14 protein-coding genes and 4 pseudogenes are annotated in these 16,029 nt (G+C 37.0%); 8 read left to right on the plus strand and 10 right to left on the minus strand.

Annotated features, from left to right (window positions below):
* Window positions 1-8: 8 nt before the first annotated feature.
* The 3 genes from CDG56_RS03505 (at window position 9) to CDG56_RS03515 (ending at window position 2,600) form a co-directional block, all read left to right on the plus strand.
* The gene (locus CDG56_RS03505; protein ID WP_087535861.1) at window positions 9-689 is read left to right on the plus strand and encodes a YoaK family protein; all 681 of its coding nucleotides are present in this window, start codon (window positions 9-11) and stop codon (window positions 687-689) included.
* Window positions 690-692: 3 nt separating this feature from the next.
* Complete coding sequence (locus CDG56_RS03510; protein ID WP_004662427.1) at window positions 693-1,232, plus strand: DUF2058 domain-containing protein; 540 nt, start codon at window positions 693-695, stop codon at window positions 1,230-1,232.
* 117 nt (window positions 1,233-1,349) lie between these two features.
* The gene (locus CDG56_RS03515; RefSeq protein WP_087546943.1) at window positions 1,350-2,600 is read left to right on the plus strand and encodes a mechanosensitive ion channel family protein; all 1,251 of its coding nucleotides are present in this window, start codon (window positions 1,350-1,352) and stop codon (window positions 2,598-2,600) included.
* Window positions 2,601-2,831: 231 nt separating this feature from the next.
* Here the strand turns inward: CDG56_RS03515 and CDG56_RS03520 are convergent.
* The 3 genes and pseudogenes from CDG56_RS03520 to CDG56_RS03530 form a co-directional block, all read right to left on the minus strand.
* A pseudogene (locus CDG56_RS03520) lies at window positions 2,832-3,079 on the minus strand (IS3 family transposase); the annotation flags it as partial.
* 194 nt (window positions 3,080-3,273) lie between these two features.
* Window positions 3,274-4,194, minus strand: coding sequence for a LysR family transcriptional regulator (locus CDG56_RS03525; protein ID WP_162620833.1), 921 nt, complete (start codon window positions 4,192-4,194; stop codon window positions 3,274-3,276).
* A gap of 87 nt (window positions 4,195-4,281) precedes the next feature.
* Window positions 4,282-4,830 (minus strand): annotated as a pseudogene (locus tag CDG56_RS03530) (IS630 family transposase); the annotation flags it as partial.
* A gap of 552 nt (window positions 4,831-5,382) precedes the next feature.
* On the opposite strand from CDG56_RS03530, the gene CDG56_RS03535 reads away from it, so the two are divergent.
* Both CDG56_RS03535 and CDG56_RS03540 read left to right on the plus strand, forming a co-directional pair.
* Window positions 5,383-5,952, plus strand: coding sequence for a TetR/AcrR family transcriptional regulator (locus CDG56_RS03535; RefSeq protein ID WP_087545325.1), 570 nt, complete (start codon window positions 5,383-5,385; stop codon window positions 5,950-5,952).
* Between the two features lie 482 nt (window positions 5,953-6,434).
* The gene (locus tag CDG56_RS03540) at window positions 6,435-6,746 is read left to right on the plus strand and encodes an ArsR/SmtB family transcription factor (protein WP_005215950.1); all 312 of its coding nucleotides are present in this window, start codon (window positions 6,435-6,437) and stop codon (window positions 6,744-6,746) included.
* Between the two features lie 46 nt (window positions 6,747-6,792).
* Here CDG56_RS03540 and CDG56_RS03545 read toward each other — a convergent pair whose 3' ends face one another.
* The 3 genes from CDG56_RS03545 to yaaA are packed head-to-tail and all read right to left on the minus strand — an operon-like array spanning window position 6,793 to window position 8,487.
* Entirely contained in the window at window positions 6,793-7,410 is a 618-nt protein-coding gene (locus tag CDG56_RS03545; protein WP_087546945.1) for a metal-dependent hydrolase, read from the minus strand.
* 9 nt (window positions 7,411-7,419) lie between these two features.
* A complete protein-coding gene (locus tag CDG56_RS03550) occupies window positions 7,420-7,683 on the minus strand; it encodes a hypothetical protein (protein ID WP_087546946.1) in 264 nt (87 codons plus the stop codon).
* 21 nt (window positions 7,684-7,704) lie between these two features.
* Window positions 7,705-8,487: a peroxide stress protein YaaA gene (yaaA, locus tag CDG56_RS03555; RefSeq protein WP_087546947.1), complete on the minus strand. Its 783-nt coding sequence runs from the start codon at window positions 8,485-8,487 to the stop codon at window positions 7,705-7,707.
* A gap of 124 nt (window positions 8,488-8,611) precedes the next feature.
* Here yaaA and CDG56_RS03560 point away from each other — a divergent pair, with 124 nt between their 5' ends.
* The 3 genes and pseudogenes from CDG56_RS03560 to CDG56_RS17015 form a co-directional block, all read left to right on the plus strand.
* Window positions 8,612-9,241: an alpha/beta hydrolase gene (locus CDG56_RS03560; RefSeq protein ID WP_087546948.1), complete on the plus strand. Its 630-nt coding sequence runs from the start codon at window positions 8,612-8,614 to the stop codon at window positions 9,239-9,241.
* A 28-nt stretch (window positions 9,242-9,269) separates the two neighbouring features.
* Window positions 9,270-9,701, plus strand: coding sequence for a hypothetical protein (locus CDG56_RS03565; RefSeq protein ID WP_087546949.1), 432 nt, complete (start codon window positions 9,270-9,272; stop codon window positions 9,699-9,701).
* Window positions 9,702-9,826: 125 nt separating this feature from the next.
* Window positions 9,827-10,131, plus strand: a pseudogene (locus tag CDG56_RS17015) (DUF2157 domain-containing protein); the annotation flags it as partial.
* Window positions 10,132-10,300: 169 nt separating this feature from the next.
* On the opposite strand, the gene pepD reads toward CDG56_RS17015, so the two are convergent.
* The 4 genes and pseudogenes from pepD to pheA all read right to left on the minus strand — a co-directional run bounded on the left by pepD (window position 10,301) and on the right by pheA (window position 15,879).
* A complete protein-coding gene (gene pepD / locus CDG56_RS03580; RefSeq protein WP_087546950.1) occupies window positions 10,301-11,761 on the minus strand; it encodes a beta-Ala-His dipeptidase in 1,461 nt (486 codons plus the stop codon).
* A gap of 101 nt (window positions 11,762-11,862) precedes the next feature.
* Window positions 11,863-12,132, minus strand: a pseudogene (locus tag CDG56_RS03585) (hypothetical protein).
* Between the two features lie 280 nt (window positions 12,133-12,412).
* The gene (locus tag CDG56_RS03590) at window positions 12,413-14,662 is read right to left on the minus strand and encodes a bifunctional prephenate dehydrogenase/3-phosphoshikimate 1-carboxyvinyltransferase (RefSeq protein ID WP_087546951.1); all 2,250 of its coding nucleotides are present in this window, start codon (window positions 14,660-14,662) and stop codon (window positions 12,413-12,415) included.
* Window positions 14,663-14,769: 107 nt separating this feature from the next.
* On the minus strand, window positions 14,770-15,879 hold the full coding sequence (pheA, locus tag CDG56_RS03595) for a prephenate dehydratase (protein ID WP_087546952.1): 1,110 nt from the start codon (window positions 15,877-15,879) through the stop codon (window positions 14,770-14,772).
* Window positions 15,880-16,029: the final 150 nt, after the last annotated feature.

Genomic DNA, 16,029 nt, shown 5'->3' on the forward strand with positions numbered 1-16,029 from the left:
AGATTGTTATGCCCTTACAGCGTTTACCAAACTGGATTCAACTTGGTGCTTTTTTACTCGCACTAAATGCTGGTATGGTTAACGTATTGGGGCTATTTACTGTTCTACATCAATCAGTTTCACACATGACTGGCAACGTCAGCATGCTGGCAATGAGTTTGCTACAATGGCAACCAGAGCATTTTATTTATCTCAGTTTAGTAGTTTTATGCTTCGTGATTGGATCGTTTTACAGCGGTCTCATTCTTGGGGATAGCAATGTCTCTTTTGGTCATCATTACGGTTTCCCACTTAGTTTAGTTGCTGCATTTCTATTTTTAACTTGGCTTTTGTTACCTTACTTCCCGCGTTATGGTTTGTTGTGGGCATGTGTCGCCATGGGCGTACAAAATGCGATGGTCAGTCACTATAAAGGTGCAATTATCCGTACAACACATTTATCAGGCGTTTTAACGGATATTGGTTTAACCTTAGGTTATAAAGTTCGTGGTCTAAAAATAGAAAATAGGCGTATTTTTTTACACTTGCTGATCTTTCTAGGATTTTTTATCGGTGGGCTTATTGCGAGTTTGCTTTATCCTTATTTAAAATTACAAACTTTTCTAATACCAGCAAGTTTAAGTCTGACCATGAGTATAGCTTACTGGGTAATTTACTTTCGCTCTTCATCAAACTCGAATTCGGATTGAATTATGGTTAAAAATGCATTACAAGCTCAGTTACTCAAAGCGGGTTTGGTCGACAATAAAAAAGCCAAAAAATTAACTAAACAGGTGCAACATGAGCAACGCACTGGACAACATGATGATGCCTCATTAAAAGCTGAAATCGATCGAGTGAATCAAGAGAAATTAGCCAAAGACCAAGCACTGAATTTAGAAAAACAAAAGGTTTTAGAAGAAAAGGCCCTTAAAGCTTCAATTATTCAAATGATCAAGCAACATAAAATTTTGCAAACAGAGGGTGATGTTACCTATCAATTCATTGATGAGGGGAAAATCAAAAAGGTTTATCTTTCACAACAAGTTTATAATGCGTTAGTGACGGGTTCTTTAGTTATTGCTAAAGATCAAGATAAATATGCTTATCTCCCTAAAGCTCTTGCAGAAAAAATTGATCAGAAAATGCAAGGATTTATTCTGGTTAACAATAATACTGAGAAAAATGATCAAGCAACTGATGAAGAAGATCCATACGCGGCTTATGTCATTCCAGATGATTTAATGTGGTAAATCACACCTCATTAATGTAATACAATCTTACAGATCGTATTCAAAATGTGATCAACTCATCATAGTATCTTTTAACACCTTACAATTAACAAAGTGAAAATTGTAAGGTGTTTTGATTTGAATTATTTAAGTTTTATTAGCGAAATTAGAAGTGAATTAAGCCAATACCCTTGGTTAGAAATGCTCATTTCATTCGGAATTTTGATTTTTCTAGCGGCTTTAGCAAATTTTATTGCCAAAAGAATTATTGTACGTGGTATCCGCCATATCATTAGTAAGCTTAAGTCACCCCATCAATCAATTTTTGCCCAACACAGCGTTACACGTCGATTTGCAAATATCGTTCCTGCGATAGTCATCATGAATGGGATCAGTGCAGTTCCCCATCTTCCATTAAAAGTAATTACATTAATACAAATGGGAGCGCAGGCATTTATTTTTCTCACGCTTGCTTTATCAATTAGTGAAGCACTGAATATTTTTAACTTAGTGTATCAACGCAATCCAAAATCGAGAAATAAACCCATTAAAGGTTATTTACAGCTGATCAAACTGATTTTATTCGTTGTCTGTGGTCTTATGATTTTAGGTACTTTTCTTAAAAAAGATGTGTTTACTTTACTCGCAGGCTTCGGTGCAATGGCAGCAGTTCTCATGCTGGTCTTCCAAAATACGATCCTCTCTTTAGTCGCAAGTGTACAAATTGCCTCTTATGATATGGTTCGCATTGGAGACTGGATTGAGATGCCCTCTTTAAATGCGGATGGCGATGTGATTGATATATCTCTGCATACAGTGACCGTACAAAATTTCGATAAAACACTGACCACCATTCCGACCAACAAACTTGTCACTGATACATTTAGAAACTGGCGTGGTATGAGTAATTCAGGCTGCCGTCGTATTAAACGTTCGATATTTCTTGATCAAAGTAGTGTTCACTTTATGACTGATAGTGAACAGCGAAAATTAAAAGACTTTTTACTTTTAGACCATTATCTTGATGCAAAACAAGATGAAATTAATAAGTTTAATGATCATTTAAGCAATCAATCAGAATGCAACCAACGTCGTTTAACCAATGTGGGAACATTCCGTGCTTATGTAGAGTTCTATTTACGCCAACATCAAGGTATTGCGCAGAATCAAACTATTTTAGTTCGTCAACTACAACCCACTAGTGAAGGTCTACCTTTAGAAATTTATGCATTTACAAATACGACAGCATGGGCATCTTACGAAGCAATTCAATCTGATATTTTCGATCATTTAATTGCAATTATTCCTGAATTTGGTTTGAGAATTTATCAAGCACCGTCAGGATATGATTTTAAAAACTATTTACCTGTTAAAGATGTTCAAATCTAATATGAACTAAGCTTTAAGGCTTTACATTTTTTAATACTAAAGCCTTAGAGTATTCAAATAGAAAAACCTTTAAACCTAATTTCCCAAAATTTTCTATTAAACCTTAAAATGTGTAGATAATGCAGTTTTATTCTTATCGGTTGAGTGTCTAAAAAATTTTTGCAATAAACAAACATAAGGAATCAGAAAGTACACATGCGCTTTATCTATGGTTGAATAAGCCACACCTAATTAATGTTTCTGTTTAAAGGCTTCTAGGGTTAACCAGCCGTTTGCGGAATGCCTTTTGACCCGATTGTAATAAATCTCAATATAGTCAAACAAGACAGCATTCGGCTCTTTTCGAGTGGCAAACGCATTACCATGTATCACATGACCTTTCAATGTATGATAAAAGCTTTCTGTCACTGCATTATCCCAACATGAGCAGTGCACTGCGCAAGGCTGCGTGACATACTTTGAATACAGTTATTCGTTAAAAAAGCATTTAGCCATTTTTACATCTCCAAAGTTAGCATGAAGTTAGCTTTAGAGGGACTATGTGTACATTATTTTGGCTAGGGTCACTTATGGATTGGCATCTTGGTTAATCATTCTATATATGCAAATAAGAGTATATAAGCCGTTCAAACAGAATGTGTATCTCCCTTTACAACCTAGATAACGAAGTTATTCAATCTTCATAATACATCGCACGCTTCTTTGAAAATTTCTCAAGTTGCTTCAGAAAACCTTCAAAGTAATTCTTCTCCTTATCTTCAGTACGGTAGCCTGCATATAATGTGCGTCTCAATCCTTGCGGCGACACACAGTCTAAACGACGGCTGACAACCCATCCCTTTTGTTCATATTCATTAACGACCCAATCAGGTAAAGCAGCAATACCACGCCCACTGGCAACCAACTGAATTAACATCTGCGTTAAATCAGTCGTTCGAATATGCTTAGGTTGAATATTTGCTGGAATGAATAAATGCGCCATGATATCTAAACGATGTTTATCAACTGGATAAGTAATCAACGTTTGTTCAGCCAAATCTTCAACTAGGATTATTTCTTTACGCACTAATGGATGTGTCGTTGAGAGTACTAACCGTGACTCGTACTCAAAAATCGGAAAGTATTCAATCCCTTTGAGTGCAATTGGATCAGCAGTGATCAATAAATCAAACTCGGCATTTTGCAATAATTCATGCGGATTAGACTCAAAACCCGCTGCAAAATCTAAATCGACATCTGGATATTGCTGGCGATATTGATTTAATAAAGGCATCAGCCAGTCAAAACAACTATGACATTCAGATGAAAAAATAATTCTCCCCGTTTGTCCATGCACGATACGAGTAATATCCGTTTGTGCTATCTGAACCTGAGGCAACACATCATCTGCTAGTCGAAGCAAACGCTCGCCGACATTGGAAAAACTTACTGGACGACTACGGCGATTAACAACTTCCACACCATACCAATGATCAAGTTCTTTTAATTGATGCGAAATTGCTGAAGGAGTTAGGCATAGATCTGTCGCAGCCGCAACCAATGAACCATGCTCACGTAGTGCAATTAATGTTTTTAAATGACGAAGTTCTAACACAATGATTACCACAATTGAATTTAATTCATCCTATCATGTTATTCATGAGTTTGTCTCACTATGAATTTTATTTTATTATTGTTTATGCTTCCATACCATCTCGATTCGATTTAACTCAGGGCTATAAGCTGGAATAAAATACAGATTCGTCGAAAAGTTAGTTTTAAGTAGCTCTCTGTAATCAGCCATCTTTTTACTTCTATGAATCGAGGCATTATCAACAATAACAACTAATGGAAGGTTATGCGTCTGTTTTACTTGTTGAGTTATTCCAGTTAAATAGTCATAAAACCAAGTGCTTGTAACTGACTCTTGTAAGCAACTTGTCACCAGTTTCCCCGTTAAAAGCAAACACCCCATGACATTAACTCGTTTTAATCTTATTGCATCAACCGCATGAACATCACCTATCTTTGTCCACGCATAGCGGTTATCAGGTGTAGATGAAAACCCTGTTGCATCTACATAACCTAATATAATTTCACCACGTGCCGTTTTCTCTCGTAATTCTTCAATCTGCTGTGTTGCTTGTTCAAATGCAATCGGATCTCTTTTTTTTAAGCTATGAAGGGTATGCTTGAAGACCATACCTGAATCACGTAAAAACTTACGAATGGTTTCAACAGACACGGACACTTCGTATTCTTCATGTAGTTTGACTCGGATTTGTTCTGTATTTATTATCCCGAGTTTATTTCTTAATAAACTTAGAAATGCAAAAATGTCGATTTAATGATTCAAACCAATAAAGGGACAATTAAACGCCCTGTATATACGCCTACTCAACAATCAACGCTTTATCAAAATTTTGCGCGTTTAATTGAAACTTTACCAAGAAGCTAATTTTTAATAAATTATATAAAATTCAGTTATTTATCCTTAAATTTAATAACTGAGTTTTATTATTCAATTATCATAATTTTAAATAAATGTGAATTAGTTTAAATTCATATTATAGAGTTATAAATCACCTTATAAGTACTGTATTTTATTTAAATTAATTTAATTAATTCATATATTTAACTGAAAAATAATGGATAAACTGTAAATTTAAGAATCAATTAAATAAATAATATTATTTTTTTCTATGATGTTTATTTAATACCATGTAAAATTCGTGCCAAAATTGCATGATGGAATGCAAATAATGCTCAGCTCATATTAGCAGAGAGCGAATGCGAGGCTTGTATGTCAAAAAAAGAAGATATTATTAACACAGCATTAAAACTTTTTAACTCGCATAGCTACAATTCGATTGGGGTTGATCGAATTATTAGTGAGTCAGGCGTTGCAAAAATGACATTCTATAAATATTTTCCATCGAAGGAAAAGCTTATTGAGGAATGTTTACTTCAACGTAATATTAACCTTCAAATCTCATTGAATGAAACATTAGCTCAATGTGATCAATCAAATTATTTAGAGCAAATTGAATCGATATTCAAATGGTACAATGCCTGGTTCCAAAGCGAAGACTTTAACGGCTGTATGTTCCAAAAAGCACTTGAAGAAGTGATTAAAATTTACCCTTCAACTCTTGAACCTGCGACACAATATAAAATATGGCTAACAGCCTTGATCCAAAACTTACTGACTCATTTAGATATTCGAAGCCCGACACACTTAGCTACATTAATCGTAAGTATTTTAGATGGAATGACCATCCAAGCGCATGTAAATAAAAACTCTGTTGAAATGAGTGAGTATTGGACTCGCGTAGAACATTTAATTAATTTTGAAAAGCAAATAACATCATAAAATTCTCAGAAAGCTGAGTTAAAACAAATAATATGAAATTGAAAGTATAAAAAAATAAAGCGTGATTTATAGTTATTATTGTGGCTCACGCTTGCGTCTGAGTTGGAAAAAGAATAATAAAAATATTACCCTCTGGCGGTCGTACAAATTGCACATCCCGATCCTTCTTATCAAGACAGATCTTTCTGTCTTGTTCTTTATTATATACATTTTTCCTGAAAGTACAAATAAAATTTTAAAAATTTTTATATTTATTAATTAAATTAATTACATAATTTTATTATTTATAAAATTTTAACAATTTCTAACATTGCTCAAAATATCTAAACTCTCAAATTTTAAAGTCTAAGCGTTATTAATGACAAATATAAGTTTCACTGATATAGATATTCACAAAAAACCATTGTATTTTTCAAGTTTTAATACATTTTTATGTTTTTCTCACCTTATACTAAGTTCGGCTTGAATGTAGTGAGAAAAGTATGCAAAAGGATATAGAGATCAACGTGATGAGAGAGTCTGCAAGCTCTATTGTCAATGTACTTAAGTCTTTGGCAAACACAGATCGCTTAATTATTTTATGTCATTTAGCCAAACAAGAATTAAATGTGTCTCAAATTGAAGAAGCTACTCATATCCTACAACCTACACTGTCACAACAGCTTATGATGTTAAGAAAAAGTAATGTAGTTTCTACACGTCGGGATGGAAAGCAAATCTTTTATTCAATTAGTGACCCTAAGTTACAGGTTGTTTTAACAACGCTTTATGAAAATTATTGTCCTAATATCTGAATTTTACTAGAAAGATTATTAGAGAATTATTGAAATTCTTAATTCTCTAAAAAAGGTTAAATTTTAAGTTCTCTTTCGCCCTTTGCTCAAAATTCTGTTGAAAATATTCAGTTTGATACAGCGGTTCTGTCTGATAAAAATGTGCTAGAACTTGTTTTCTTTTAATCAAATAAATATCTGGATATACCCAAGCATATTCCTGCTGAATCTGCTGTTCATATTCCGTAAAACGCTCAGCTGAAGCTGCTAGAATCGCCAAATCAATATCCAGTAAAAACTGTAAATCTAGTTCATTCGTTGCTTCATGCTTTTGCGTGACAAGAATCCATCGCTTAATCTTTTGAACAATATCAAATGATAAATCTTGAGCCAAATACTGCTCGAACAGCTCAGCACTTTTAAGTTCATTATCTTTGGCTTGTGGGTCATAAACTGCATCATGGAACCAGAGCGCCAATGCTACAGCATCCGCATCAATTAAATCAGCTCGAATCGAGTCAACTAGAACTAGACATTCATACAAATGTTGCAGCGTATGATAAGCCCGCTGCTTTTCACTGTAGGCAGCAATCAACTTATTAAAAACTTTCTGCGGCTCTGAAAAATGATAATGCTGATGCAGCTCAAACCATGATTTTTCTAATGTAGATAAATACTGCGGCATTGCTCATCCTCATTGGATTTCTTTATTCAGCCACTTTGCCAGTGATTCAGCATCTTTACGTTCTAGAAAAAGCTGATACAAGATACAGGAGCCAAACTCATGTTTTAGTTCTTGCTGGCGTACAGGATGATTACCAAATCGAAAACGTCTGGTTCCATCACGATCTAAAGGTAGCGCATATACCCCATAACTCCGCGGTTCTGTCAATTGCCCTTTAATCCGAACTTGATCAGACGATATCGCGTGTTTTAATAAATGTTCTTTGGTTAACATCCCACCCTGCCCAAGGTAAATCTAAGCTGCGTGTTGCTCATCTCGCTTAAAGACCAATTCTTTATTCGATGAACTTTCAGCATCAAAGTAATACCCTTCACTATCAAATGCTTTTAATTGTTCTACTTGGCTTAATTTATTTTCAATCAAGTATCTCGCCATCAGGCCACGCGCTTTTTTCGCATAGAAACTAATAACTTTATACTTTCCGTTCTTCTGATCCAAGAATACAGGCTTGATAATTTCTGCCTGAATTTTCTTTTCATTCAAAGATTTATAATATTCGTCAGAGGCCAAATTTACCAACACTTTTGCATCAATTTCAGCTAAATCCTGGTTAATTTGATCGGTGATCATACTGCCCCAAAATTCATATAGATTATGACCACGGCTATTCTTTAGTTTAGTTCCCATTTCCAAACGGTATGGCATCATCAAATCCAACGGGCGCAATAAGCCATAAAGACCAGATAACATACGCAAATGCTGCTGGGCAAAATCAATCTCTCGGTCTTTTAGGTGATAGGCATCTAAACCTGTGTACACATCGCCTTTAAATGCAAATAATGCCTGACGTGCATTAGAAAAATCAAAATCTGCATTCCAGTCACGAAAGCGCTCTACATTTAAGTTAGCTATTTTCTCACTCACCGTCATCAATGATGCGATTTCACTCGCAGAAAGCTTGCGACAAACATCAATTAATTGTTGAGATTGCGCCAACAAACGAGGCTGAGTATATGCATCAGTCGGTAATGTAGTTTCATAATCTAGTGTTTTCGCTGGAGAAATTAAAGCAAGCATAATCAATCAGAATAAATTTATCTTGGTGAAACTATATCAGTTGATAATTTTTAATGCCAATTCGTGTTCTCGTTCAGTTTTATCGGTAAAATAGTGGATTCTTCCATTATCCATTGCGTATCTTATGTCTGAACAAGTATTCATCCAAGGTCCTGTTGGTCAAATTGAAATGTTTGTAGATCAACCCCAAGGTGAAATCACAGGTTTTGCTGTCGTCTGCCATCCGCACCCTTTGCAAGGTGGTACACCGCATCATAAAGTTCCTGTACTACTGGCTCAGATTTTTAATGAGATGGGATGCGTGGTTTACCGTCCTAGCTTCCGTGGCTTAGCTGGCAGTGAAGGTACACATGATCAAGGTCATGGTGAAACAGATGACATTATGGCAGTGATTGAATATGCCCGTGAGAAGCATGCAGGTTTAACCTTCTATGCAGGTGGTTTTAGCTTTGGTTCACATGTACTGGCAAAATGCCAAGCACAACTCAGCGAAGAATTACGTCCGAAGCAATTAGTGTTATGTGGCTTGCCAACAGGCTCAGTGATTGACTTACGCCACTACACAACCCCAGCAATTGATGGCAATATCTTATTTGTACATGGCGAACAAGATGACATCACCTTGCTTTCAGATATGATTGCTTGGGCAAAACCACAAAAACATCCGATCACGATTTTGCCAGGTGCAAACCATTTCTTTACTGGCTATCTAAAACAGTTACGCCAAGTGATTGCTCACTTTTTAAAACTGTAGACTTAAATAGAAAAACAGGACATTGACAGTGAAAAAGGATTTTTACATCATCAATCTAAAAAAAACACTTTATATTGCACATGAATTGCACAAACGAGGATTTGAATCTTTATATGTTGAACCCTCTCTATCTCCTTCTGGTTGTTATTGGAGATGTTCTTTTTTGAATAGCCATAAAAATGCATCTACCATTATTATTTCTAGCTGGATTCAAAAAAATAGAGATATCCGCAAAACAGAAATCACTCAAGATATTACTGAACTGACTGAGCTATTTATTCAACAACATCAAGAGTTTTTAAACCAATGCAAAAATAAGAATTCTGTCTATATTGAGTGGTATCAAAATATGCTTAATGGTTTAACTATTGAAGAGCTGCCTTATGCATATTCAGATTTCCACCATGAAAGCAATTATTGGATGACAACAAAAGATCAAAAAATACCCATTTTCAAATAATAAAATCAAATATTAACCATTGAAACATATAATAAAATATTCATTCGATTACTAAAAGAAATACTCCTAACGCCCCATTTCTGCTTTATCAATATCGATAAAATGAGCATTTGGATTTTTTAATAATGAAATTAAATAAAAAACAGGGACTTTTTTAAAGCAAACAATTGAATATTGGCAACAACAAGGCACGATTACGCCCGATTTTGCCAATGATTTAAATCAAAGTTTTTCGATTCGACCTTTTGACTGGGAACGTTTGGCAAAATACTCATTCTGGATTTTCATGATTTACGCCGTGATTGCGATTGCTGCAATGACAGCCGATAAGTTCTTAATGGAACTGATCGAAAAAATCTTTATTGACTCTAAAATCATCCCTTGTCTGATTTTTGCTGCAGTTGCGCTGGCCAATGTAGGCCAACACTACGGTAAGCCTGTGCTATTCATAATTAACACACCGCAAATGTATAAACACGGCTTTGAGTTTTATCAAGCAGAAAATAGTGTTTGGCTAACAATACATGTACCAACACAATATTTATCACTGATTGATCAGACCAAGACAGGATGATCGGTCTGATCTCAGGATTAATTCGTTACTTCACACTTTCTAGTGCAGTCACCAGTAACTTCCAGCATTTATCTACAGTATCTACTTTCACACGCTCACCTGGTGCATGCGCCCCTTGAATATCAGGGCCAAACGACACCATCTGTAAATCAGGATAATGTTCCGCAATAATGCCACACTCCAAACCTGCATGAATGACTTTTAGATTAGGTTCAATATCAAATGCAGATTGATAAGCCTGTTGTAAGCACTTTAATGCAGCCGATTCTGGATTCGGTGTCCAACCTGATACTAAAGGCGTTAATTCAGATTGAATTTCAAAACTGGCAAAGTGCTGTTGAATCTTTTGAGCAAATGCTACTGCTTCTTGATTCACCATCGAACGAACCATAATTAAGGTTTTCGCTTCATCTTTGGTCAATTTGACCACACCAATATTATTCGAAGTCTCAACCACATCAGCTAAAGCGCTACTCCACTGGGCAATCCCGTATGGACAACTTGCCAATGCTTGCAACCAAGCTTGCTGTTGCTGCAATGTTATAACTTCATTTATCGGGTTAGCATTTTGCTGTAAGATGATCTGTAGCTGATCATCAATGTTCTGTAACTTTTGTTGCCATTCAGTTTGTGCCACAGCAACGGCATTTTCCAACGCGGGTAATTGCTCTGCTTTAATTGCAATAGTTGCCACAGCTTCACGCGGGATGGCATTGCGTGCCGATCCACCGACAAACTCAACCAGTCGGCCATTGGATGGTGCCAAATAATCATTGAGGAAATGGGCTAGAATGACATTGGCATTCCCACGACCTAAATGAATATCAACCCCAGAGTGACCACCTTTCAAAGCTGATACCAGTAAATCTACAAAGATTAAATCACTTGGTGCTGTTTCATATTCAAGTGTCTGTCCCACTTCTAGGTCAATACTGCCCGCGCAGCCAAGATACAACTCGCCCCATTCTTCGGTATCAATATTAAATAACCACTGTCCAGTTAACACGCCTGACTCAAGTAAACGAGCGCCACTCATTCCTGCTTCTTCATCAATAGTTAGCAGAACTTCGATTGGCCCGTGCGTGATATCGCTGGATTCTAACACAGCCAGCGCAAGTGCAACGCCAATCCCATTATCTGCACCTAATGTGGTATTTTCAGCAATCAGCCAACCATCTTTTAAGACTGGTTGAATTGGATCTTTAAAAAAATCATGCTGGGTACCACGATTGGCTTGTGTCACCATATCCAGATGACCTTGCAAAATCACACCAGCAGCCTGTTCTTTACCCGTAGTTGCCGCTTTTCGAATAATTAGGTTACCAATGTTATCGACATAGGTTTCCAAATTGCGCTGTTCTGCCCAATCTTTTAAATGCTGTCTTAATCGTTGTTCATGTTTAGATGGTCGAGGAATTGTACATAAGGTCTCAAAATGTCGCCAAACTACTTGTGGAGATAATTTAGAAAAATCGACCTGTATCATGCACCAATACTCTCAAATAAAGTGTTTAAACAAATATACACCATACACCTAAATGGCGATGCTTAAATCACTTTATTTAAGATTTTATTGACAAAATCGTCTTAGCTTTTCCATACAAATTGAGAAAAGCTATGCTCTGCTTTTAAGCTATTTTCTACGGCTTGAGCCAACTGTCGGATAATACTTTGCGTTTCGATTCGTTCAAACCAAGCTTATTTTTGCTGTGAATTGGCAGAGATTTCACAGAGAATAATGTTCTAATTGTTTATAGAGTAGCGCTGCAACATATTCTTGCGTGATATAGCATTCATTTGGTGGATGATAATTACCCCATGTTTAGGGCAATCTGCTATAAATTGCAATGTTTTCATGGTATTCCCTCTATTTTTATTTTTTTAGCTGGATCGCAGCATAAAATCGACTCGTACGGTAAGAATGATTATATATACAATTTTCTTTAATTGATTAGACGATTGTCTTACTTATTTTACTAAATTGATAAATTTAGACCTAATTAGATATGTATATGGCCAAACTCATCATTTTCATTATTTATACGTTTTATGTTTGCACCTAACAACTTATTTTTATGTATAAACAAATAAAAAATGCAGCATTTAGCTATTCTAAATGCTGCATTTCTCAATTCGTTTACTGATTTACGACTTGTAAATCTAAACCTGCTGAGTTTGCTAGCTCAGTAAAGGTTGGAAAACTAGTTGCAACCGTTTCCGTACCATGAATCGTGATGTTACCAGAAGTACGTAAACCTGCGATACTGAAACTCATGGCAATACGATGGTCATGGTGAGATTCAATTTCACCACCAGCAAAGATTGCCGACCAGTCACCTGACTTGCCTTTACCTTCAATGATGATACCATCTTCTGTTGGCGTACAATCAATGCCCATGATTTTCAAGCCATCAGCCATGACTTGAATACGGTCAGACTCTTTGACACGAAGTTCAGCTGCACCCGTTAATACGGTTTGACCTTCTGCACATGCAGCCGCAATGAATAATACTGGGAATTCATCAATTGCTAAAGGTACTTGATCTTCAGGCATATGAATGCCCTTCAATGTTCTTGAACCTTTGATATGAATATCTGCAATCGGTTCACCGCCTGCAATACGTTCATTCTCAACAGTCAGATCAGCGCCCATTTGCTTGAGAATTTCGATCACGCCAGTACGGGTTGGGTTGATGCCCACTGCTTCAAGGACAACATCTGCACCTTCTGTAATAGCCGCACCCACCATAAAGAATGCCGCAGATGAAATATCCGAAGGCACTTGAATATCTGTACCAACTAATTTACCACCACCCACAAGCGAGATTTTATTTCCTTCAGTTTTAACATCATAACCGAAAGCACGCAGCATACGTTCAGTATGATCACGGGTCGGTTCAGGTTCCGTCACTGAAGTTTCACCAGCAGCCCATAAGCCTGCCAATAAAATTCCTGATTTCACCTGAGCTGATGCCATTGGTAAATCGTATTGAATCCCTTTAAGGACTTGACTACCCGTGATACTCACTGGTGGCGTACCTTTTTCACCTGTGGTTTGGATTTGTGCACCCATTTCACGAAGTGGCTTAGCAATACGCTCCATTGGACGTTTCGACAATGACGCATCACCTGTCATCACCGAGTCAAATTTTTGTGCAGACAACATACCTGATAGCAAACGCATACTAGTACCAGAGTTACCCATATACAACGCGCTCGCTGGTGCTTTTAAGCCTTGCATACCCACGCCATGAATCGTGACTTCACCATTCTTAGGCCCTTCAATGCTCACACCCATATCACGGAAAGCCTGCAAAGTTGCAAGTGCATCTTCGCCTTCCAAAAAACCTGTTACATGAGTTGTGCCTTCTGCAATCGCACCAAACATGATTGAGCGATGTGACACAGACTTGTCACCCGGTACGGTGAATTTACCTGTAAATGTTTTCTTTCCCGGTAAAATGGTAAATTGCTGTGTCACCTTGTTTTTCTCCATCAAAGGTTTTTTGGCCAACATATGGTTAAAGTGCTGACGTGCTGCTTGAGCATGCCCGAGCAGTCCCATCAACGCTTGCGAATCTTCCTGTGCAATCAATTTCTTTAAAATCGACAATTGCTGTTCAAAACCCTCTACAGCATTCAAGATTGCAGTTTTATTGGCAAAGAAAATGTCATGCCACATCTGAGGATCACTTGCTGCGATACGTGAGAAATCACGAAAACCACCTGCAGCATAGCGAAAAATATCTAAATTATCTTCACGGTTTGCAAGTTGCTCAACCAAATTAAATGCCATTAAATGTGGTAAGTGGCTTGTATGTGCAAGCACTTCATCATGCTTCTTCACATCCATGCATATAACTTCTGCTTTTGCAGCAGACCATAGTTGAATCAACTTCTCAACAGCCCAATCTGCACTAGTCGGTAGTGGCGTCAAAATCACTTTATGATTGGCAAATAAATCAACTTTACCCGCATGCACACCTGTATGTTCTGCACCTGCAATTGGATGTCCTGGTACAAAACCTATAGGTAAATTTTCACCAAAGACCGCTTTAGCAGCTTCAACCACATTACCTTTAGTACTACCAACATCTGTGATAATGACATTTTCAGTTAGGTAAGGTTTGATCTGTTCAAGTACTTTTTGCGTCGCTCTGACAGGTAAGGCTAAAACAATTAAATCTGCATCTTGAACAGCTTCTTCAGGTGTTGCATAACCGTATTGAATAAGCCCTAGTGTTTTGGCATCTTCTAATGTTTTTTTTGAGCGTGTTGACGCAACAATTTGACCAGCAAGCTGTTCTGCCACAATCACACGAGCAAGACTCGACCCTATCAGCCCAAGCCCAATAAATGCAACTTTCTTAAATAATGGTTGAGACATAAAACATTTTTGCCTATCTGAAAATCTCTCTAACCTCTCTTTCAAAAAAGATCGGAAAGTATCTCCCTTTAAAAAGGGAGACTGGAACGGATTTAAAATAAATTGAACTATAAAACAGCGATAGGATATGAACCCAATACTCGCAATTCTTTTACATTAGGTCGAATTTCATCCAATGCTGCGGCTACATTTTCTTGATCAATATGCCCTTCCAAATCAATGAAGAAAACATAAGCCCATTTCTCAGGAAGCGCTGGACGAGTTTCAATACTAGTCAAACTAATTTTATGTTTGGCAAATGGCGCAAGGATTTCCAATAAAGCACCCGCACGATCATGTGCAGAAATCAGTAAAGACGTTTTATCATTACCACTTTGTGGAATTTTCTCGCGACCAATCACAAGGAAACGAGTCGTATTTTCAGGGTTATCTTCAATGTTGCTATGTAATATCTCTAAGTTATACATACTTGCAGCAATATCTGAAGCAATAGCGGCAGAATGCCACTCATTACGAATACGGCGAGCAGCTTCCGCATTTGAATTAAGCGCTACACGCTCTACACCTGGATAATGCGCATCTAACCATTTGCGACATTGAGCAAGGGTTTGTTGATGTGCATAAATCTGTTTAATGCTGTCTTTACGAGTATTTTCAGATACGAGAAATTGATGATGAATGCGAAGTTCTACTTCACCAATCACATTTAAAGTAGATGATTTAAAGCAATCTAAAGTGTGGTTTACGATACCTTCTGATGAATTCTCAACTGGAACAACACCATAATGCGCACCACCAGCTTCAACTTCACGGAACACTTCATCAATCGTTGGCAATGGGCGCACAACTGCATCTTTACCAAAATGTTTTAGCACAGCTGAATGCGTATATGTACCTTCAGGACCTAGAAATGCAATGCTTTGAGGTGCTTCAAGTGCTAAACAAGCGGACATGATTTCACGAAATAAACGTGCCATCGTCGCATCAGACAATGGACCTTGATTACGTTCCATGACTTTACGTAACACCTGAGCTTCACGTTCTGGACGATAAAACAGCGGATTTTCTTCGGATGCAAACTTCGCTTTGGCTACCGCTTCTGCAAGCGTTGCACGGCGATTAAGTAACTCTTGGATTTGTTGATCAACACTATCAATATCGTTACGAATTTGTTCTAAATTAAGTGAATTCGATGTGTTTTGTCCATCGTTTACCATTGGAATGCAGCCTCAGCAAAATCATCTATAAGAATGGATTACAATTCATCTGTGAATTGATTATCCGAGCTAGTATAACAACACTTTAAACTATTAAACACGCTGAGTTTTAACTCTTTTTATTACCAAACTTTATTGATAATGATTTTC

Origin of the sequence: Acinetobacter sp. WCHA39 (assembly GCF_002165385.1) — a bacterium.
Classification (GTDB): Bacteria; Pseudomonadota; Gammaproteobacteria; order Pseudomonadales; family Moraxellaceae; genus Acinetobacter.

Bases quoted from the DNA above. Each gene is read 5' to 3' on its own strand.
- CDG56_RS03505 (WP_087535861.1), top strand. From the start codon at position 9: ATGCCCTTACAGCGTTTACCAAACTGGATTCAACTTGGTGCTTTTTTA.
- CDG56_RS03510 (WP_004662427.1), top strand. From the start codon at position 693: ATGGTTAAAAATGCATTACAAGCTCAGTTACTCAAAGCGGGTTTGGTC.
- CDG56_RS03535 (WP_087545325.1), top strand. From the start codon at position 5,383: ATGTCAAAAAAAGAAGATATTATTAACACAGCATTAAAACTTTTTAAC.
- CDG56_RS03540 (WP_005215950.1), top strand. From the start codon at position 6,435: ATGCAAAAGGATATAGAGATCAACGTGATGAGAGAGTCTGCAAGCTCT.
- CDG56_RS03545 (WP_087546945.1), bottom strand. From the start codon at position 7,410: ATGCCGCAGTATTTATCTACATTAGAAAAATCATGGTTTGAGCTGCAT.
- CDG56_RS03550 (WP_087546946.1), bottom strand. From the start codon at position 7,683: ATGTTAACCAAAGAACATTTATTAAAACACGCGATATCGTCTGATCAA.
- yaaA (WP_087546947.1), bottom strand. From the start codon at position 8,487: ATGCTTGCTTTAATTTCTCCAGCGAAAACACTAGATTATGAAACTACA.
- CDG56_RS03560 (WP_087546948.1), top strand. From the start codon at position 8,612: ATGTCTGAACAAGTATTCATCCAAGGTCCTGTTGGTCAAATTGAAATG.
- pepD (WP_087546950.1), bottom strand. From the start codon at position 11,761: ATGATACAGGTCGATTTTTCTAAATTATCTCCACAAGTAGTTTGGCGA.
- CDG56_RS03590 (WP_087546951.1), bottom strand. From the start codon at position 14,662: ATGTCTCAACCATTATTTAAGAAAGTTGCATTTATTGGGCTTGGGCTG.
- pheA (WP_087546952.1), bottom strand. From the start codon at position 15,879: ATGGTAAACGATGGACAAAACACATCGAATTCACTTAATTTAGAACAA.